Raw genomic sequence first — 19,626 nt, forward strand, 5'->3', positions numbered from 1 at the left:
GAGAGGGTCTGCGGATCCGCGCCGCCACCCGTGGCGGCGCGGACGCGCAGTGGATAGTTCAAAGCAGTCCTTTATACCCTTTTTTTTTCCAGGTTTCAATCAAAGGATGGGCTTGTTGGAAAGAATTTATGATGAGATTTCAATATATTAGATCTTGGCCCCCTGGAGGGGTCCTGCGCGGTGGAAAAAGCCTTAGCAAATCCTAAACCATCATGGGCATGATAAGGGCCAGCACCCCAGGGTTCTCCGGATCCCGAAAAATCCCCCCGTGGTACTCGTCCACCCACTGGAACCGGATGGTCGGACCCTCAAAGTTCTGGACGACGTCCAAGACATACCGGATATTGAACGCCACGGTAAACTTTTCGCCGGTATAATCCACAGGGATCTCTTCATGAGCCGTGCCCAGCTCTGCACTGCCCGCGTCCAAGCTGAGGAGGTCCTGGGAAATCGTCAGGCGGACATGAATGGCCGATGCATCGGCAACCACGGCCATGCGACGGAGAGCTTGATGGAATTCCGCCCTTGGAACATCAATGCCGCCTGCCACCGTTTGGGGAATAATGACTTCATATTGGGGAAAGGATTCCTCCAGGAGGTGAATGCTGAGATAGGTGTCTGGGGTTTGGAAAACGAGCCGGTTTTCATGGACGGCTCCAACGACACTGTCGGTTTTTTCCAACAACCGGATGATCTCTTGCACTCCTTTTCGAGGCACAAGGACACCCCGTTCTTCGCCAAAGAAGGCCTCCGCAGGGAACACGATTTCGTTCAAGGCGAGCCTATGTCCATCGGAGCTCACCAGGCAGAGCCGATCATTGTCTTTTTTGTGCCAGAAGGTGCCAGGAACGCTGAGAGCGTCTTCATCATGGGGGACGGCGTAGAGCGTGTTTTCCAAACCACGGCGGAGCGTCTTCGGATCCATCGGATGAGTGACGGCCGGGGTGACGGTTTCAAAATAAGGGAAATCCACCGCAGGAATTGTCGCCAATGCGTAGTGAACAGAACCCGCAGTCACCCCCAGTCGGTTGTTTTCCATCAGTTCGCACTCAACACGCTCTTGCTTGAGCTCTTTTACCCCTTCCAGGAGTTTTCGGGCAGGCACAGTGATCTGCCCGTTTGTCATCACCTGAGCCTCAACACTGGTGCGCAGGCTGATTTCCAAGTCCGTCGCCGAAAAACACAATCGGTTGTCTGCCGTTGCCTCGAGCAGTACGTGGGTGAGCACCTGCATGGTTGTTCTCTTTTGTTCCGTGATTCCGACCACCTTTTGCAATCCGGCCAGCAGGGCTTCGCGATTCACCATGCACTTCATGGGCTCGATTCCTTTGTCGAACACGGTTTCTAGATTATGAAAATCGTTTTCTTCTCAAAGGGTGAAGCAACCATAATAGAGCGACGTTCAAATGTCAAAAACCAACGCAACCTATAGGTTTTCTTGGAATATCATTGAACCGGATTTAGAGTTGCGTATGCACCGCTTCTACGGTGCCCCATCAGGGAGGGGGGAAACCATGAACACTTTTGAACAATCCATGAGGACGTGCCCTCCCTTTCTGAACGGCTTTTAGGACGAGTGTCCACAGAGTCATTTAAGGGCCAAGTGACCTAGATGGCGTAGATTCTTATGACCTTTTCCACTTGACAACCATTCAAAGCTCCGATACCGTGCGCAGGAATGTGAAAAATAGTTCTTGTGGCGAAATAGATTCCCCATTCATCACACTGTTCGTGGCCCTGTTCTGACAGGCCGATCTTTGGAGCCGTGCCCACAGGGGTGTTGCCTGTACGGCCCGGAGTGACACGGGCCCCTCGGAGTGCGTCGGAGCCTGCGAGGACAAGCCCACAGCCCGATCCATAACGCTTACGATGCAGGAGGAAGAGTATGCCCTACGATCCGACCAAAATGGCAGATTGGCAGATTTCCGAAGAAGCCGAAAAGAACATGCCCACGCCCGACCATTGGCGCGAACAATTGGGGCTGCAAAAAGACGAAGTCATCCCCATCGGGCGCCTGTGCCGTCTCAACTTCATGAAGATCATCGACAGATTGAAAGACAAGCCCGATGGCAAATACGTTGAAGTCACGGCCATCACACCGACTCCCTTGGGTGAAGGAAAAAGCACCACGTCTTTGGGGCTCATCGAAGGCTTGGGCAAGCGGGGCAAAAACGTCGGCGGGTGTTTGCGTCAGCCTTCCGGTGGTCCGACCATGAACATCAAAGGCACGGCGGCCGGCGGAGGCAATGCGCTGCTCATTCCCATGACGGAATTTTCCATGGGCCTCACGGGCGACATCAACAACATCATGAACGCCCACAACTTGGCCATGGTGGCATTGACGGCCCGCATGCAGCATGAACGCAACTACACTGACGAGCAGCTCCAGCGGCTGACCCGCATGCGCCGCTTGGATATTGACCCCACCCGAGTGGAAATGGGCTGGGTCATCGATTTTTGTGCCCAGGCGCTGCGCAACATCGTCATTGGTTTGGGTGGACGCTTTGACGGCTACACCATGCAGTCCAAGTTCGGCATCGCTGTGAGCTCTGAAATCATGGCCATTTTGTCCATCGTCAGGGATTTGCCTGACCTGCGGGATAAAATGGGCAAGATCACGGTGGCCTTTGACAAACGCGGCAACCCCATCACCACGGGAGACCTGGAAGTGGCCGGGGCCATGACGGCCTTCATGGTGGAGTCTATCAACCCGACCCTGTGCTGCACCGCCGAATACCAGCCGGTGATGATCCATGCGGGTCCGTTTGCCAACATCGCAGTGGGCCAGTCCTCCATCATCGGCGACCGCGTGGGCCTGAAGCTCTTTGATTACCATGTCACGGAAAGTGGCTTTGCGGCCGACATCGGCTTTGAAAAATTCTGGAACGTGAAGTGCCGCTTCAGCGGCCTGAAACCGCATGTGTCCGTGTTGACCACCACCATCCGCGCCCTCAAGATGCACGGTGGTGGGCCGAAAGTTGTCGCAGGGCTCCCGCTGCCCGAAGAATACACGAAGGAAAATGTGGCGTTGGTGGAAAAGGGCATCGCCAACATGGTCCACCACATCAATACCATTCGGAAATCCGGTATGAATCCCGTGGTGTGCATCAATGCCTTCCATACCGACACCAAAGACGAAATCGCCGTGGTGCGGAAGGCGGCGGAAGCTGCAGGTGCCCGGTGCGCTCTGTCCGAACATTGGCTCAAGGGCGGCGAGGGTGCCTTGGAACTGGCCGATGCGGTCATCGAGGCCTGCGATCAACCCAGTGAGTTCAAGTTCCTTTACCCGATTGAGATGAAGCTGCGTGATCGCGTTGAAATCATCGCCAAGGAAGTGTACGGGGCCGACGGTGTGGCCTGGCAACCGGAAGCGGAAGCCAAAGCGAAGATGCTGGAATCTGATCCGAAGTACGCCGACTTTGCCACCATGATGGTGAAGACGCACCTGAGCCTCACCCACGATCCGTCTCTCAAGGGAGTTCCCAAGGGCTGGATCCTGCCCATTCGCGACGTCCTCATCTATTCCGGGGCCAAGTTCCTCTGCCCGTGCGCCGGCACGATCAGCCTCATGCCCGGAACCTCTTCCGACCCGGCCTTCCGCCGCATTGACGTGGATGTGAAAACCGGGAAAGTCATGGGCTTGTTCTAGTCAATAAATGGCATTGGCGGCGGGGGGTGCTGACCCCCCGCTGTCGTTTTTGTAGGTTGAAAGGAGGAGACAATGTCGGCAAAGCTGATCAAAGGGGCGGAAGTCGCCAAACAGATCCGCGAAGAACTGGCTGAGGAAGTCAAGAGGATCAAAGAAAAGTACGGTGTGGAACCGGGCCTTGTGACCATCCTCGTTGGGGAAAACCCGGCCTCTCAAAGCTACGTGCGGGCCAAGCAGAAAGCGGCCCATGAATTAGGTTTCTACTCCGTCCAGGACAATCAGCCGGCCAGTATTTCCGAAGAGGACCTTCTGGCTCTGATCGACAAATACAACAAGGATCCCAAGATCGACGGGATTCTGGTCCAGTTGCCGTTGCCGAAACATATCGATGAAAACAAAGTCCTTTATGCCATTGATCCGGGCAAAGATGTGGACGCGTTTCACCCCTTCAATGTCGGTAAGCTCATGATCGGACAACCGGATTATCTTCCTTGCACCCCTGCGGGAATCCAAGAGCTGCTCATTCGGTCGGGAACAGAGACTTCGGGGGCGGAAGTGGTGGTTATCGGCCGTTCCAACATCGTGGGCAAACCCATTGCCGTCATGATGATGCAGAAGGGAAAAGGGGCCAACGCCACGGTCACGGTTTGCCATACGCGCACCAAGGACGTTCAGTTCCATACGAAGCGGGCGGACATCCTTATCGTCGCTGCCGGTGTCACCGAGTACGTAAAGGGGGACTGGATTAAACCCGGTGCGGTGGTGATCGACGTCGGCGTCAACGAAGTCGGGCAGACGTCTGATGGTAAGAGAATCCTTAAAGGCGATGTGGCGTTTGATGAAGCCAAGGAAGTGGCCAGCGCCATCACGCCGGTTCCCGGCGGCGTGGGCCCCATGACCATCACCATGTTGATGAAAAACACCGTCCGGGCGTGCAAGGTCCATCACAACATTAAAGACTGAAAAGGCGCCCAGCGGCAGACAAAAACCGGGCGATCCCTCTGAAAGATCGGAGGCATCGCCCGGTGTGTTTTAGGTTCTCCAGACTCGGAGTCGTTATTCTTTAAGAGGGCTCGGACCCAACGCCCGAATCTTTTCCACCATGGTCTTGGCGGACTCTACGAATTCCTGACCTTTTCCGGCCATCATGTGAAAGAGGGCCACCCGATCCGCTTCCATTCCCAGAGCGGGCAGCAGACCCTGGACATATTTGACCTTCTTTTGGGCCTTATCCACCCCGTGTTTGTATTGGCAGCTATCCGGTTGACAGCCGGCCACGTACACACCGTCGGCTCCCGCTTCCAACGCTTTCAAAAGATGGAGGCTGTCCAAGCGGCCCGTACAGGGCAGTTGAATCACCTTGACGTTGTCCGGCAGACTCAGCCCCATCTTCTCGGAAATCTGGGCGGCCGAAGAGGCGCAGTTGGCGCAGCAATACGCGATAATTTGCGGTTCAAAGGTGCTCATAGGACCACTCCTTGTTTCTTGAGTCGGTAGGCCGCAGCTCGGCGATCCTTAACTGACGGCGGATCCTAGCAGGTCTCTGGCCATCACGGCGATGTGATCGTCGCTGAGTCGTCGGAACGAAATGGCCTTGCCGGGGCATTCGCTCACACACATGCCGCAGCCTTGACACAGCCCAGGGTCGATGAAGGCGTGTCCTTGGGGGCTGTCGATGTAGGGAATGTGGAACGGGCATGTGCGCACACAAGTCAAGCATACCGCGCACTTGTCAGGGTCCACCTCGGCTACCGCACCGCCCACAAGCATGACGTCTCGGCTGAGCAGGCGCATGGCGCGCGCGGCCGCAGCCCACCCTTCGGCCAGACTCTCCTCCACACCCTTGGGAGCCAAGGCCAAACCGGCGAAGAAAACACCATCTGTCTCTCCATCCACCGGGCGCATCTTTGCCGGGGATTCACTCAAAAAGCCGTCCTCGTTTAGAGACACTTTGTAATAGCCGGCAAGATCTCCGACTTCCGGCGGAAGGATGGCCGTCTGCAAGGAAATGAAATCGGGGGAAAGGGCGATGGATCGGCCAAGAATGGGATCCGTGACCACCACCTTCAACTGGCCTCCGTCGAGACTCACTTGAGGTTTGGAATCCAGGTCGTAGCGAATGAAAAACACGCCTTTTTCTCGGGCTTCCTTGTAGATGCGCTCCCTTTCTCCAAAGGTGCGCACTTCCCGATATAGGACGTAAACATCCATGTCCGGGTTCAGGGCTTTGAGATCGATAGCCGATCGTACGGCGAAACTGCAGCACAAACGACTGCAATAGGGGCGCTCGGGTTCGCGGCTGCCGACGCACTGGATGAACACCCCGCACCGTGCCGACCGGAACGCCTCCGGTTCAGCCATAAACTTCTTTGTAAAATCGCTCCACCGATAAATCTGCGGGTGTTGACCGTAGGCGTATTCCTGTGGTTTCAGGGAGTGGGCGCCTGTAGCCAACACGACGACGCCGTGTTCCACCTCTTTTTTCTGTCCCCCCTGAAGCACCGTGCTGATGTAATTGCCCGCAAATCCCCGGGCTCCCACGACTTCGGCCGAAGTCAGGACGGTGATCTGAGGTTCTTGGGTGACTTTGGCAATGGTGGCTTTGAGCAACTCCTGCACAGATTCACCCTTCCAGGAGGACTTGACCTTGTGAGCATGACCGCCCAATTGCTCTTTCTTTTCCACGAGCGTCACAGGCACGCCCATTTCGGCAAAAGCTAGAGCCGCTTGCATCCCGGCCAAGCCTCCCCCGACCACCAGAGCCGATTTTTTCACCGGGACTTTGACGTAGGGCAATGGTTCCAGCATGCGGGCTTTGAGAACCGCAGCCCGGAAAAGGCTTTGCAATCGGGTCATTTCCACCGGAGTGCTTCCCAGCGTGCGCAGATCGACAAACTCGTACAACGTCGGGTTCAACCCCGCTTCCTGCATGGCGCCTTCGATCAATTCCCGGTGGACGATGGGCGTGCAGCTCGCGTACACAAGGCGGTTGATCCCCCCCGTCTTGATCCGGTCCGTCAAGCGGGCAAGAGAACTGCTATCTCGCAAATCCAACCGCTCCACGAAGGTGACCCCGGGAAGGCCTTTCACAAAGTTTGCCAGAGGATCGAGGAGAGCCTCGAATTCGGGCAATTTCGAAGGACACAGACTCAGCACCACGCCGACGGCTGGCGCCTCTGTGCGCACATCCCGAAATTCCGGCGCTGCTCCGTTTCCTGAAGTTCCTTTCATCCACGCCGCGGCTTTGCCCGCGGCAGCGGCGGCCTCCACAACGCTTTGATGGACGTCTCGAGGTCCCGCCGCGCCGCCACACACAAAAACTCCCGGCACATTGGTTTCACAAGGTTTGAAGCTCTCCGAAGCCACATAGTGGTCTTCGGTAAGGGTGACGCCCAACATCTTGGCCAAGCCCTCCAGTTCGGGCGACGGGCGCAGGCCGACGGAAAGCACCACCAAGTCGAAGGTTTCCACCTGCTTTGTGCCGTTTTCATCGACGTATTCTAAAACCAGGTCTTCGGTGCCCGCGGCTTTTTCGATGCTATGAATGCGGCTTCGCACAAGGCGGACACCCTTCTGCTTGGCGTCTTCGAAATATCTTTCATACCCTTTGCCGTGGGTTCGCATATCCATGAAGAAAATGGTCGTTTCGGCATCGGGTACAGTATCCTTGAGGTGCACAGCTTCTTTGAGGGCGTACATACAGCAGACGGACGAGCAATAGGGGGCGTCGCATTTATTGATTTCACGGGATCCCACGCACTGAAGCCACGCGACCTTCTTGGGAACCTGGCCATCCGACGGCCGCTTGGGCACCCCTTGGAACGGTCCCACAGGTTTCTGTAACCATTCCAGTTCGATGCTGCTGATCACGTTTTCGAAGGCGGCATAAGCATAAGTGTCATAGGCCTGCGGGTTAAACGGTTCGACACCCAGTGCCAAGATCACCGACTGGGCCTCGATGGGGGTTTCGCCGGCCGGGCCGGCAATCACCGCTTGAAAGGCCCCGGCATTGCCCGAAATCCGGGCCACACTGGACTGGGTCCATGTGCGGATGTTGGGATGCAGTTGACAAAGAGTGGCTCGGCTCGCCGCCTTGCAACAACTACACAAGGGATAGAGCCGGTGGAGCTTGGCGACCGTTCCGCCCAGCTCGCTTTCTTTTTCCACCAGGTCCACGTGGTAGCCTTGTGCCGCCAGGTCTAAAGCGGCATTCAGCCCGGCGACACCGCCTCCAACCACCAGGACATTGCCTTTGTTCTTGTTTTCTTTTGTTTCACTCATAAGATTCCCTCAACTCTTTTGATGGCTCAACGGACAAAAAGCACCCCGACTCCACGGCGGCAACCCTTACGGCGCCCATCGCCTTCATGCGATCTTTGAGGAAAAAGGCACTTATTCCGGCCTGCTGTTGAAGGTTCGGTGCTCCATACCGCGGGCAGATAATCCACAAGACATGTTCCTTCTATGTGAAAAAAGAGGCAACGTCAAGTTTCATTGTTTTTCGCCGGCAGCGCGACCTGCCGGCATTGCCACGTCCTCACAGACAGCGGCCACGGCTTTGTGGAGCAACTGGGCGTCCGTAAAATGCTGCAACTGAATGGCCTTGGCCGGGCATTCGGCCACGCAGGCGCCGCATCCCTGACATTTGGCCGGATCGATATATGCAGACCGACGCACAGATGTCGTTGGGGTAACGACCACAGGGACTTCATAAGGGCAGGTGCGCACACAAGTGAGGCACACGGCGCATTTGGCCGAATCCACGACGGCGACCCGCCCCCCGACAAAGAGTTTGTCCTTGCTGAGCACCGTAGCGGCTCGTGCTGCGGCCCCTTTGGCTTGCGCGATGGATTCCTCGAGGAACTTCGGGCTATGGGCGAGGCCGCAAAGATAAAGGCCAGGGCTTGCGAAATCCAAAGGTCGGAGCTTGATGTGGGCCTCCATGAAAAACCCATCCGCGTCGGTGCTCAATTTAAACAGGCCTGCCAGATCCGCATTGGAACCCCTCGGCACGATGGCTGCACTCAACACCACAAGGTCGGCCCGGAGCCGGATGTTTTCCCGCAGGTTTTGGTCAAAGAGGCGAATGTGGACGGTGTCGTGCTCAAAGATTACCTCGGGTTTCTGTTCGGGCCGATAGCGGAAAAACCGGACCCCGGCTTCCCGCGCCTGTCTGTAGAGAAGCTCACGGGTTCCAAAGGTCCGAATGTCTCGGTAAAGAATCGAGACACGCGCCTCAGGGTTCTTTTCTTTTATCCGCAAGGCATTGGCCACCGCAGCGGTGCAACACACCCGGCTGCAATAGGGCCGCTCTTCGTCCCGTGAGCCAACACATTGGATCATGACCACATGAGACAAAGTTTGTGTGCCCTCGGTGGGGTCAGCCAGAATTTTCTGCAGCTGGAGCTGCGTGACCACGCGCTGATCCGTTCCGTAACCGTATTCCTTTGGCTGGTATTCTTCAGCGCCTGTGGCCACAATCAATGCGCCGTAATCCAGTGTCCGCTCGCCTTGAGGCGTTTGGACACGGCTGAGGAAATGCCCTGTGTGGCCCTCGAAGGACAGGATTTTCGCTTGGGTGAGGACCTCGATGTTCGGATGGTTCCGGACCGTTTCCATGGCGTGGGAAACGGCCCGGGTGATGTCGATCCCGCTGGGATGGTAACGCATCCAGGCGCGGGCTTGACCGCCGAGCTCGGGCTCCCGATCCACCAGATACGTCAGGAACCCTTGATCCGCCAGGTGGCGAGCTGCGGTCATCCCCGCCATGCCCCCTCCAACCACCAGGGCTTTTTGGGTGACGGCCACCGGCATTTCTTGCAGCGGTTCCAGGAAAAGGGCTTTTGCGACGGCCATGCGCACAAGGTCTTTGGCCTTTTCTGTCGCTTCGCTGGGTGTCGTGCCATGCACCCACGAACATTGATCCCGGATGTTGGCCATCTCAAAAAGATATTTGTTCACCCCGGCTTCCCGCAGGCATTCCTGGAACAAAGGTTCGTGGGTTCGAGGGGAACACGACGCGACGACAACACGGTTGAGGTTCTTTTCCTGAATAATCTTTTTGATTTTTTCCGTGGAATCCGTGGAACACGTGAACAGAAGGTTTTCGGCATGGACCACGTTGGGCAAAGAGGCGGCGTAAGCCGCTACCGCCTCCACGTCCACGACACCTGCAATGTTGATCCCGCAGTGGCAGACAAAAACGCCGATGCGAGGGATATCTCCTGGGAGGGAATGTTCTTGGACCATCACGGGCGGTGTCGTTCGGGTATGGCGGGCCGAAGCGAGCAAACATTGAGCCGATGCCGCCGCGGCGCTCCCTTGAGCCACGGTTTCGGGAATGTCTTTAGGATCTGTGCTCACTCCACAGGAAAACACTCCTGGTCGAGTGGTCTGCACGGGGTCTAGAGGGTCCGACAGGAGGAAACCAAACCGGTCGATTTCCACCCCAAGGCAGTGGGCCGTTTCCTTGGCGGCATCCGTCGGGGCAAGGCCCACCGAAAGGACCACCATGTCGAAGATCTCCCTTTGGAGCGAGTTGTTTTCATCCACATAGGAGATTTCCAGATGGTGGCCGTCAACGGTCTCTATGATGCGGCTGATCTGGCACCGGATGTAACGCACCCCGTGCTGCGATTGGGCTCTCTCCCAGTACCTTTCGAAACCCTTTCCCATGGCGCGGAGGTCGATGTAAAAAATGGTGGTTTCCACATCCGGTTCGTGATCTTTGGTGACAATGGCCTGTTTCGTGGCGTACATGCAACACACGCTGGAACAGTAATCCCGCCCGATGGACGCGTCCCGGGATCCCACGCATTGAATCCAGGCCATTTTTTTCGGGACGGCACCATCGCTGGGCCTGCGCACATGCCCGCCCGTCGGTCCGGAGGCTGCCAGAATCCTTTCGTATTCCAAGCTGGTGATGACATTGGGATAGCGGCCGTACCCGTATTCAGGTTTGGAGGCGGCATCAAAGGGCGCGAACCCACAGGCATACAGGATGGCCCCGACTTCCACAGTTTCTTCCCGGGGCTGCATGTTGTGGTCGATGGCTTGGGGCAAACACGCGTCCACGCACCGATAACATTCGCTGCACACGCCGCACTGAAGGCATCTTTGCGCTTCGGCCCGGGCGGTTTCTTCATCAAAACCCAACTGCACCTCTTGAAAGGACTGGGTGCGTTCTTTTGCATCCAACCGAGGCATCTCGTGACGAGGCGTTTTTCGGACCGGTTTTTCCGGGCACGGTGCTGTGCGCGAGCGAACCAAACGGCCGTCCCGCAAATCGACGCCCCGCAGATACCGGTCGATGGAGATGGCCACCTCTTTTCCGGCGGCGATGGCCTGGACGACGGTGGCCGGGCCGGAGGTCACATCCCCGCCGGCAAAAACACCCGCTCGATTGGTTTCGTAGGTCACCGGATCCACCACAAAGGTTCCCCAGCGGCTGATCACGGGACGGCTGTCTGGGTCCATGGCGTCAATGACGGCCGGATCGGTCATGAGACCCACCGCGGCGATCACCCCATCGATGTGCACCTGGAACTCGGACCCTGCCACCGGAATCGGGCGGCGGCGGCCGCTTTCATCTGCCTCGCCGAGCTCCATGCGGATGCATTCGATGGCGGTGACATGGCCTTCCGGATCGCCGTGGATAGCCACAGGCGCCGACAGAAAATGCATCTGGACACCCTCATGCAAAGCCTCTTCGATTTCTTCCGGATTGGCCGGCATTTCCTCTCGGCTCCTCCGGTAGAAGAGGTGGACCTCTTCCAAACCCAAGCGGACACAGGATCGGGCCACGTCCATGGCGCAGTTGCCGCCGCCGATCACCGCCACCTTGCGTCCGACCGGAGGTCTCTGGCCGGTGTTCAGCAATCTCAGAAAGCTCGTTCCTGTATAGACCTCCCGAAGGTTCTCCCCCGGGATGTTGAGCTTGAGATCCTTCTGGGTGCCGAGGGCGAGGAAGAAAGCCTCAAAGCCTTGTCGGCGGAGGTCTTCCAGTTGAAAGTCTTTTCCCAAAGCGGTGTTCGTGCGGATTTCCACCCCCAGTCGCTGGATATAATCGATTTCGGCTTTGAGCACATGGCGCGGTAGGCGGTATTCGGGGATGCCGTAGCGCAGCCAGCCGCCCGGTTCGGGCATCGCCTCGAAGATGGTGACACCATACCCCTCCAGCGCCAGATAATAAGCCGCCGTCAGGCCCGCCGGCCCGGCACCGACAATGGCCACCCGCCGCCCGTTGGGTTCTTTTTTGGGAGGCAATGGCCCCGGGCCTGCCTGGGCTTCCCAGTCGCAGACAAATCTTTTCAAGAAATCGATGGCGACGGGTTCGTCCACCGTTCCCCGGCTGCACACGGTTTCACACGGGTGATGGCAGACGCGGCCGCAAACTGCTGGCAAGGGATTGTCCTTACGGATGAGATCCAAAGCCTCTCGGTACCGCCCTTGGGCGATGAGGGCAATGTAGCCCTGGACACTGATTCCTGCAGGACAGGCGGCCTTGCAGGGGGCCATGCCTTTCTTGTCAATGGCGAAAGTGGAGGGAATGGCCTGGGGGAAATGGCGGTAGATGGCCTTTCGGGTGTCCAACCCCTGATTGAAGTCGGCAGGGAGTTCGATGGGGCAGACCTTCAGGCATTCTCCACAGGCCGTGCAGCGGTCTTCCAAGACGTAACGAGGTTCACGGCGCAGGGTGACCCGAAACCGCCCGGGTTCACCTTCCAACTCGGTCGCCGTGGTGCGGGTGAGGATGTCGATATTCGGGTGACTGGCCACTTCGATAAGCTTCGGGGAGATCATGCAGGTGGAACAATCGTTTGTCGGGAAGGTTTTGTCCAATTTGGCCATGTTGCCGCCGATGCTGATGTCCTTCTCCACCAAAAGGACTCGATAACCGCTGTTGGCCAAATCCAGGCTTGCCTGCATGCCGGCAATGCCGCCTCCGATGACCATGACCGAACCGTTAACGGATGGTGCTGATGCCATCTGAGCGCTCATGACGCCTCCCTGTCGCATTCAAAGCCGGTGTTCCAGCACGTAGGGGTGGTTGATAATCGTTCAATAACCTAAGGATGTGAGCACGGGCTCGGGGTTCACCATGTGTCGCTTCACCCAATCCAGAGCCTTGGTTTCCCCAAGGGCGAGGGCGATCAGGTCGGTGAAATAGAAAATGGGCATATTCAGGGGAAGCCGAAGCTCTTGGGCGACACGACCCTGATACAGGTCCAAATTGGCATGACACATCTGGCAGGAGACGACCATGCAGTTGGCACCCTGATCCACGGCCCTTCGGAAGAGCTTCCCGACCAGCGCGGTGACCAGGTCCGGTCGGGCCACAGCATGACTGGCGCCGCAACAATCGGTCTTGAACGGCCAGTCGAGCACTTCAACCCCAACCAATTCCATCAGCTGCTCCATGTTCGTGGGGTTTTCCCAGGCTCGAGCGTCGGTGATTTTAGGTGGGCGATTGACCATGCACCCGTAATAGCAGACGGCTCGCAGGCCTTTTAAGGGGCGGACCACGCGCCGTTGGATGGCTTCCAGAATTTCAGGGCGACAAAAGTACTCCACGAGATCCCAGACCTGCACGTTGAGTTCTTTTCCGACGGGAGCATCCCCGGAAGCCTTTTTCTTCAAAGCCTTTTCCGCCGCTTTCAATCGGTTGAAGCACAAAGCACACGGCGCGGTGAGGTCTGTGAGGCCCTGCTGTTGGGCCAAAATCAGGTTGCGGGCCGGCAGTTCGATGGACAGCTCGTGATCCAGGCTGTGCGCCGCCGTAGCCCCGCAGCAGTTCCAGTCGTCCAGCTCCACAAGGTCGATTTCCAGCAGGTGACAGAGTCCCTCGATGGACGCCGCGTAATCCCGCGCGGTACCCTCCAACGAACATCCGGGATAGTAACCCACAGTAGGCATACCCTCTCCTTCGCTTCAGATCAGCATGAGGACCTTTGGCCCGCTTCGCGGCTCGGCATATGGGTCTTGTCGAAGAGTCCACGAACCTCCTCAACGTTTCGGATGCCTTTGGGCCGCAAAGGCAATCGGCCACGGCGCCAGAGGGCCAGGCCGAGGCGGATCTCGTCCCACAGCGTGCCGTCGGCAAGTTTTGCTTTCCACGCCCCACTGGAGAGCATGTAGCGTTGCAGGAGTCCGGTTTCGAAAACGCGGCCTCGTCGACGGATATCATCGAGGAAAGTTTTATGAAAAGCGTAAGTGAAGTTGTGCGAAGGCTGGATCAACCCCCTGGCGTGGGCTTGTTGTTTCAGGTAGTCCATCAACCCTGCAATGTCGATGTCATTGGGGCATCGTGTGGTGCACGTCTCGCAGGACGAACACACCCAGATGGTTCGGCTCGAGAGAACCTTTTCCTCGAGGCCCAGCAGCAGGTAGCGCACGATTTGATCCGGATAGTGATCCATGGCGAATGTCAGAGGACACCCGCTGGTGCACTTGCGGCACTGGTAGCAGAGCTCCGGCTTGATGCCGCTTAAAGCCGAAACTTGATCCGTCACGTCATAGTTCGGTTCCAGGTAGACCACAGCCTCGACTGCTTCCATCGCGCACCTCCCGACAAAAAAAGAGAACGGGACATCCGTCCCGTTCTCGACAGGGGAACACGCCACCGTTTCCGGCGGCGCCACGATTCATAGACAAGCTCACATCAAGGCGCGAGAAACTCCGCCACAAGCTGATCCCACTTGAGATGCGCCACACTGCCATAGATGTCCTCGACCACCTCACCACCGGTTGCGGCCAGAGGAAGTTCGCTCTCCGGGGCCACCAAAGCTTCCAATCGGTGCACTTCAGCGCTGAGCCAGGCTCGGGCGGCCTGATCCGTGTAGAGTTCCGCCAGATCTTTCTTGATCCGGCGCGGTTCGACAACGATCAGCCAACCCTCTCCATAGGGATCGTCCTTGATCAGCTGTGGATCTTCCACGGCTCTGTGGTTCACCGTAACGACCACACCATCCGCGGGGGCCACCAAGGGCGCGATTTTCTCTTCCCGCCGGAATGTCCACGCCGCTTTGTTTCCTTCTACATGGACACCCAACTTAGGAAGCCGAACATGAGTGATGTATCCTAACAAGTGCATGGTGAAATCATCAACACCAAAACGCACTAACCCTCCATGCTCGACCCGAGCCCAGGTGTGACGCGGGTGGTAATAATAGCCCTCAGCCACGCGAAATCCGGAGACCATCTCAATCTTCGGGGCGCCGATGAGTTCCGTCATGCTGCGATGTTCCAGCATTTGATCGAATTCGCACGTGGCGCATTCATAGGCGTTGCCGCAATAACGCACCGGGACTCGCCCCGTGAGCATATGCCGGCATTCCTTCTGACTGTAGGTTTTTTCTTGATACCCAGATCGCCAGGCATGAAAATGCGGATCTCCGGCTTCCAACCTTTGAGACATGGCTTTATCAAAGGCGCACGAGAGGCAGTCGTAGGCGTTGTCGCACAGCTTGAAATTGATGACACCGGCCTTCATCCACACACAGGGGTGGTCACCCTCGAGACCGAAGACACGGACTTTGGCTTTTTTGTCGTGGATCGATTGCACCTTCATGATGGACCCTCCTTTCCGGGGTGTTGAGTCACTCCCTTGATGAGCATGGATCATGCCAGTTGTGGAACAAAAAGGGGGATGATCACAGATTCATGAGAAAAAATAATGAGTTAAAAACTCATGCGAGCCATCCTCAGGGAAGGGTGTCCCGTGGACCGTGCGGGGTGGCTATGGGAATAAACAACACCCTGTTGTTTTTTTAGACATCTTCCAGTGCCGGCCCGATCCCGCAAGAGGGCGGTACGGGCTGGGCTGCGTGCGGAGGAAGCCTCATGAAAGGCCATGGCAAAGATCGGCCTATGCGCATTGCGGTCATTGGCGGAGGCCGGCGGTGCAAAGCGCTTTTGGAAATGATGGATGAGCGGCGCTTTCCGGACCTTCAGGCGCAGATCGTCGCCGTAGCCGATCCCAATGAGGAAGCCGTGGGCGTGCAGCGGGCCCGAGCCATGGGCATTTTTGTGACCAAGGACTACAAGGATTTCTATCAGATTCCGGATCTGGATTTGGTCATCCAGTTGACCGGCAAGGAAGAACTGCTCGAAGATTTTATCAAGCACAGTCCCGCCAAGGTGAGAGTGCTGGAAGCGGCCATTTCCCGCCTTTTTGGAGACATCATTCGGTTTCAGGAAGAATCCCTTTTACGTGAGCGCCAGTTGGAGCTTGTGGAAGGCATTGTGGAGAGCATGTTTTCCAGCATTCGGGACCGGGTTTTGATCCTGCAGCCCGACCGCAAGATTGTGGATGCGAACCGGGCGTTTTTGGATTGGGTGGGCATCAGCAAGGACGAAATCCTTGGGAAATTCTGCTACCAGATTTCGCACCGCACATTGGACCCCTGTGATTTGAAGGACGCTCATTGCCCCATGGAAGAATGCCTCCAGACGGGCAGCACAGGCCATGCCATTCACGAGCACTACGATCGGAACAACGAAGTGAGATATTGTGAGATCACCACGGTGCCCCTGAAAAGCCCATATGGAGCCGTAGAACTCGTCTTGGAAATTCAAAGAGACATCACGGACGAGCTGGAGCAAAAACTCGAACAGAAGACCCAGGCGCTCAAGAGGGACCTGGCCCGCCTCATCCATGAAGACAAGATGATTGCCCTGGGAAAATTGGTGGCCAGCGCCGTGCACGAGATCAACAATCCCCTTTCCGGCATCCATGCCTTGGCCCGCTTGATGCGCCACCAACTGGAAGAGGGGCTGTCGAAAGTCGATATCCATCAGTTCAAGTACTATCTCCAGCTCATCGACACGGAGTCGGCGCGATGCAGCTCCATTGTCTCCAACCTCTTGTCTTTTGCCAGGCAGCAGAAGTTGGAGCGTCGGCCCTTCAACGTGAACAAGGTGATGCAGAACGTGATTTTATTGAGCCGACACCGGATGGAGCTTCAGCATGTGGCATTGAAGTTGGAAATCGAAGAACCGTTGCCGGATGTGGAAGGGGATCCAGGGCAAATCCAGCAGTGTTTTATCAACCTCATCTTCAACGCCATGGAAGCCATGCCCGAGGGGGGGCAACTGACGATCCGGACAGCGCTGGATGCCGATCGCCATGCGATCCGCGTGGAGGTGGAAGATACTGGCGTCGGGATTCCCAAAGAACTCATGTCCCAGATATTTGAGCCTTTTTTTAGCACCAAGAGCCAAGATAAGGGCGTAGGCCTTGGTCTTTCCGTCGTCTATGGTATCGTGAAGCAACATCGTGGGACCATCTATGTGAAGAGCGAGGTGGGAAAAGGCTCGTGCTTCATTGTGCGTTTTCCCATCGCATCGGAAACCTCGGACGAAAAGCGGGAAGCCTGATGGCGGGGCGTTTCAAAATCCTTGTGGTGGACGATGAACTCATTGTCCGGGAATCTTTGATCGGTTGGCTCAAGAAGGGGGGCTACCAGGTGGAGGCCGCTTCGGGAGGCCAAGAAGCCGTCGAACGTCTCGACAGGGCCGGTTACGATTTGGTTTTTCTTGACATTAAGATGCCGGACATGAGCGGCCTCGATGTGCTGAAACTGATCAAGCAACGCTATCCTGGCACCATGGTGGTCATGATCACAGCGTACGGTTCGGTGGAGAGCGCTGTGGAAGCCATGAAGTTGGGTGCCAACGATTATCTCATGAAACCTTTCGAACCCGAGCAGTTGGCGCTGCTCGTGGAAAAACTCCTTCAGCACAAAAAACTCATTGACGAAAACATCCTTCTGCGGGAGCAGATGGCCACAGCGGCCGTCGAACGCTACCATGACATGATCGGCGTGTCCCCGGCCATGCAGGCTCTCTTCCAGATGGTGGAGCAGGTGGCAGCCGTGGATTCTCCGGTGCTGATCAAGGGGGAGACAGGGACTGGCAAGGAACTGGTGGCCAAGGCCATTCATGCGCGCAGCTCTCGGCGGTACGGCCCCTTTATTGCCATCAATTGTGGGGCTTTTACGGAGAGCCTTTTGGAAAGTGAACTTTTCGGTCATGAGGTGGGCTCTTTTACGGGGGCGGTCAAGGCCAAAAAAGGCCGCCTGGAACTCGTGCGCGGCGGTACGCTGTTCCTGGACGAAGTGGGTGAGATCCCGATGAAAATGCAGGTGGATTTGTTGCGCGTTCTGGAGGAGCGGCGCATCCATCGGGTGGGCGGCACCAGGGACATCCCTGTGGATTTCCGGCTCATTTCCGCCACGCACAAGGATCTCAGCAAGGCCATGGAAGAAGGGTATTTCCGACGGGATTTCTATTTTCGGTTGAACGTGGTGGAGGTGGAAGTGCCCCCGCTGAGGGCCCGCCGCGAAGATATTCCGCTTTTGGCCGATTTCTTTTTGCGGCGATTTCGCAAGGAGACCAACAAACCTGTAGAGGGTTTGGACAAAAAAGCTCTGGAACTCCTGTGTGCCTATGAATGGCCCGGCAACGTGCGGGAACTGGAAAACGCCGTGGAGAGGGCTGTGGTTTTGGCCAAGGGACGGGTCCTGACGGAAGACGATTTCGCCTTTTTGAAGCGGATCGTTGGAACTGTGGAGCCGCAATCCCTGGAGGAGATGGAAAAACTCCATATTCAACGCATCTTGAACCTGTGTCAGGGCAATATCAGTCAGGCCGCACGGATTCTCAAGATCAACCGGACGACCCTTCACCAAAAAATCAAGAAGTACAAACTGCAGGGGAACGCGTGAAGGCCGCCGAAGACGGTGAGGGGTTGGCGAGGGATCATGGGCTTCATGCCGCGATCGGCGTCGTGCCCTTGGGTGACGTGGGGGAGGCGGCGGTGCGCATCGTGGTGGCCAACCTTCAAGCCGTCTTGGGCTTGGCGACGGACATGCTGGAACGGCGGGCCGTCCCGGAGGCGTGTTATGTGTCGGATCGCCGCCAGTACGATGCCTCCAGGCTCATCGCGGCTTTGAATGAATGGAGCGCCCCCCTGCCTTACCGCAAGATTGTTGCGGTGGTGTCCGTGGATTTAGGCGTGCCCATCCTCCGATTTGTTTTTGGAGAGGCGCAGTTGGGGGGACGATGCGCAGTGGTGTCCGGCTTCCGGTTGCGCCGCAACCCGGACGGCACGGACGTGGGCTTGGATCAGTATTACGAGCGGTTGGCCAAGGTGGCCCTGCACGAAGCGGCTCACACCTTGTCGCTTTTTCATTGCGACGACCCTCGCTGCCTCATGCATTTCGCCTCGACGGTTCAGATCCTGGACCGGATTCGTCTCTTTTTCTGCCCGCGCTGTGCATTTATTTTGAAAGAGGCCAAGAGGGGCCTGGCTGAGCCCGGTTTTTCGTAAAAGAACACAGAGGCGCCCAGTCTCCTTGACAATAAAAAACCCATTGGCTATAGCTTGATCTGTGAAAATTGTCTCATTGCCTGCGCCCTAAACGCCATCGGTGACGACCCCATGATGATAGGAGGCGGCGCCGGGGCCGCATCCCACGGCGAGTTTTCGATGAGTGACTTTGAACCCAGGATTGTGGCTTTTTGTTGCATGTATTGAGCCTACACGGCAGCGGACCTGGCAGGTTCGATGCGGCTCAACTATCCCCCCAATGTGCGGATTGTCAACGTCCCATGCACAGGCCGGGTGGACATGATCCATCTGCTCAAGGCCATTGAGACGGGGGCGGACGGCGTTTACGTGGCGGGATGCATGGAAGGTGAATGCCATTTCCGCACTGGCAACCTTAAAGCCAAGCGGCGGGTGATGGCGGTGAAGAAGATATTGCAGGAGGTGGGTTTGGAGCCGGAGCGGGTGGAGATGTTCAACGTCTCGGCCTCAGACGGGCCCCGGTTTGCGGCTATCGCAAGAGAAATGACGGAGCGGATTCGAAACCTCGGCCCCAGTCCTTTGCGGAATGCCGAGGAATGCCTTTCGTGGATGGAGGTCGCCCAATAGGCGGATTTGGGGAAAACACCAAGCCAGCGCGCAATAGGGG

Annotated in this window: 13 protein-coding genes; 6 read left to right on the forward strand and 7 right to left on the reverse strand. The window is 57.0% G+C overall.

Annotated features, from left to right (window positions below; translation table 11 throughout):
• Positions 1–202: 202 nt before the first annotated feature.
• Positions 203–1,315, reverse strand: coding sequence for a DNA polymerase III subunit beta (gene dnaN / locus ACZ5K9_RS07455; protein ID WP_464273792.1), 1,113 nt, complete (start codon positions 1,313–1,315; stop codon positions 203–205).
• A 570-nt stretch (positions 1,316–1,885) separates the two neighbouring features.
• Between dnaN and ACZ5K9_RS07460 the strand changes: the two genes are divergently transcribed.
• On the forward strand, positions 1,886–3,649 hold the full coding sequence (locus ACZ5K9_RS07460; protein ID WP_464273793.1) for a formate--tetrahydrofolate ligase: 1,764 nt from the start codon (positions 1,886–1,888) through the stop codon (positions 3,647–3,649).
• Positions 3,650–3,721: 72 nt separating this feature from the next.
• The gene (locus ACZ5K9_RS07465) at positions 3,722–4,612 is read left to right on the forward strand and encodes a bifunctional 5,10-methylenetetrahydrofolate dehydrogenase/5,10-methenyltetrahydrofolate cyclohydrolase (protein ID WP_464273794.1); all 891 of its coding nucleotides are present in this window, start codon (positions 3,722–3,724) and stop codon (positions 4,610–4,612) included.
• A 93-nt stretch (positions 4,613–4,705) separates the two neighbouring features.
• On the opposite strand, the gene ACZ5K9_RS07470 is transcribed toward ACZ5K9_RS07465, so the two are convergent.
• The 6 genes from ACZ5K9_RS07470 to ACZ5K9_RS07495 all read right to left on the reverse strand — a co-directional run bounded on the left by ACZ5K9_RS07470 (position 4,706) and on the right by ACZ5K9_RS07495 (position 15,218).
• Positions 4,706–5,116 (reverse strand): hydrogenase iron-sulfur subunit, encoded by a 411-nt coding sequence (locus tag ACZ5K9_RS07470; RefSeq protein WP_464273795.1) that lies wholly within the window; start codon positions 5,114–5,116, stop codon positions 4,706–4,708.
• Between the two features lie 48 nt (positions 5,117–5,164).
• Complete coding sequence (locus ACZ5K9_RS07475) at positions 5,165–7,930, reverse strand: FAD-dependent oxidoreductase (protein ID WP_464273796.1); 2,766 nt, start codon at positions 7,928–7,930, stop codon at positions 5,165–5,167.
• Between the two features lie 210 nt (positions 7,931–8,140).
• Positions 8,141–12,649 (reverse strand): NAD(P)-binding protein, encoded by a 4,509-nt coding sequence (locus ACZ5K9_RS07480; RefSeq protein ID WP_464273797.1) that lies wholly within the window; start codon positions 12,647–12,649, stop codon positions 8,141–8,143.
• 60 nt (positions 12,650–12,709) lie between these two features.
• Positions 12,710–13,564, reverse strand: coding sequence for a CoB--CoM heterodisulfide reductase iron-sulfur subunit B family protein (locus tag ACZ5K9_RS07485; protein ID WP_464273798.1), 855 nt, complete (start codon positions 13,562–13,564; stop codon positions 12,710–12,712).
• A gap of 20 nt (positions 13,565–13,584) precedes the next feature.
• On the reverse strand, positions 13,585–14,205 hold the full coding sequence (locus ACZ5K9_RS07490) for a 4Fe-4S dicluster domain-containing protein (RefSeq protein ID WP_464273799.1): 621 nt from the start codon (positions 14,203–14,205) through the stop codon (positions 13,585–13,587).
• A 104-nt stretch (positions 14,206–14,309) separates the two neighbouring features.
• On the reverse strand, positions 14,310–15,218 hold the full coding sequence (locus ACZ5K9_RS07495; protein ID WP_464273800.1) for a glycine cleavage system protein H: 909 nt from the start codon (positions 15,216–15,218) through the stop codon (positions 14,310–14,312).
• Between the two features lie 272 nt (positions 15,219–15,490).
• On the opposite strand from ACZ5K9_RS07495, the gene ACZ5K9_RS07500 reads away from it, so the two are divergent.
• The 4 genes from ACZ5K9_RS07500 (at position 15,491) to ACZ5K9_RS07515 (ending at position 19,586) form a co-directional block, all read left to right on the forward strand.
• Positions 15,491–17,026: a two-component system sensor histidine kinase NtrB gene (locus tag ACZ5K9_RS07500; RefSeq protein ID WP_464273801.1), complete on the forward strand. Its 1,536-nt coding sequence runs from the start codon at positions 15,491–15,493 to the stop codon at positions 17,024–17,026.
• Positions 17,026–18,375 carry a sigma-54-dependent transcriptional regulator gene (locus ACZ5K9_RS07505; RefSeq protein ID WP_464273802.1) on the forward strand — a complete coding sequence of 450 codons (1,350 nt, stop codon included), beginning with the start codon at positions 17,026–17,028 and terminating at the stop codon, positions 18,373–18,375. Before ACZ5K9_RS07500 ends, ACZ5K9_RS07505 begins: the two co-directional genes overlap by 1 nt.
• Complete coding sequence (locus tag ACZ5K9_RS07510; protein WP_464273803.1) at positions 18,372–18,980, forward strand: archaemetzincin family Zn-dependent metalloprotease; 609 nt, start codon at positions 18,372–18,374, stop codon at positions 18,978–18,980. The genes ACZ5K9_RS07505 and ACZ5K9_RS07510 overlap by 4 nt, the downstream gene beginning before the upstream one ends.
• 159 nt (positions 18,981–19,139) lie before the next feature.
• Positions 19,140–19,586, forward strand: coding sequence for a hydrogenase iron-sulfur subunit (locus tag ACZ5K9_RS07515; RefSeq protein ID WP_464273804.1), 447 nt, complete (start codon positions 19,140–19,142; stop codon positions 19,584–19,586).
• Positions 19,587–19,626: the final 40 nt, after the last annotated feature.

Source organism: Desulfosoma profundi, assembly GCF_055387865.1.

Bases quoted from the DNA above. Each gene is read 5' to 3' on its own strand.
- dnaN (WP_464273792.1), bottom strand. From the start codon at position 1,315: ATGAAGTGCATGGTGAATCGCGAAGCCCTGCTGGCCGGATTGCAAAAG.
- ACZ5K9_RS07460 (WP_464273793.1), top strand. From the start codon at position 1,886: ATGCCCTACGATCCGACCAAAATGGCAGATTGGCAGATTTCCGAAGAA.
- ACZ5K9_RS07465 (WP_464273794.1), top strand. From the start codon at position 3,722: ATGTCGGCAAAGCTGATCAAAGGGGCGGAAGTCGCCAAACAGATCCGC.
- ACZ5K9_RS07470 (WP_464273795.1), bottom strand. From the start codon at position 5,116: ATGAGCACCTTTGAACCGCAAATTATCGCGTATTGCTGCGCCAACTGC.
- ACZ5K9_RS07475 (WP_464273796.1), bottom strand. From the start codon at position 7,930: ATGAGTGAAACAAAAGAAAACAAGAACAAAGGCAATGTCCTGGTGGTT.
- ACZ5K9_RS07480 (WP_464273797.1), bottom strand. From the start codon at position 12,649: ATGAGCGCTCAGATGGCATCAGCACCATCCGTTAACGGTTCGGTCATG.
- ACZ5K9_RS07485 (WP_464273798.1), bottom strand. From the start codon at position 13,564: ATGCCTACTGTGGGTTACTATCCCGGATGTTCGTTGGAGGGTACCGCG.
- ACZ5K9_RS07490 (WP_464273799.1), bottom strand. From the start codon at position 14,205: ATGGAAGCAGTCGAGGCTGTGGTCTACCTGGAACCGAACTATGACGTG.
- ACZ5K9_RS07495 (WP_464273800.1), bottom strand. From the start codon at position 15,218: ATGAAGGTGCAATCGATCCACGACAAAAAAGCCAAAGTCCGTGTCTTC.
- ACZ5K9_RS07500 (WP_464273801.1), top strand. From the start codon at position 15,491: ATGAAAGGCCATGGCAAAGATCGGCCTATGCGCATTGCGGTCATTGGC.
- ACZ5K9_RS07505 (WP_464273802.1), top strand. From the start codon at position 17,026: ATGGCGGGGCGTTTCAAAATCCTTGTGGTGGACGATGAACTCATTGTC.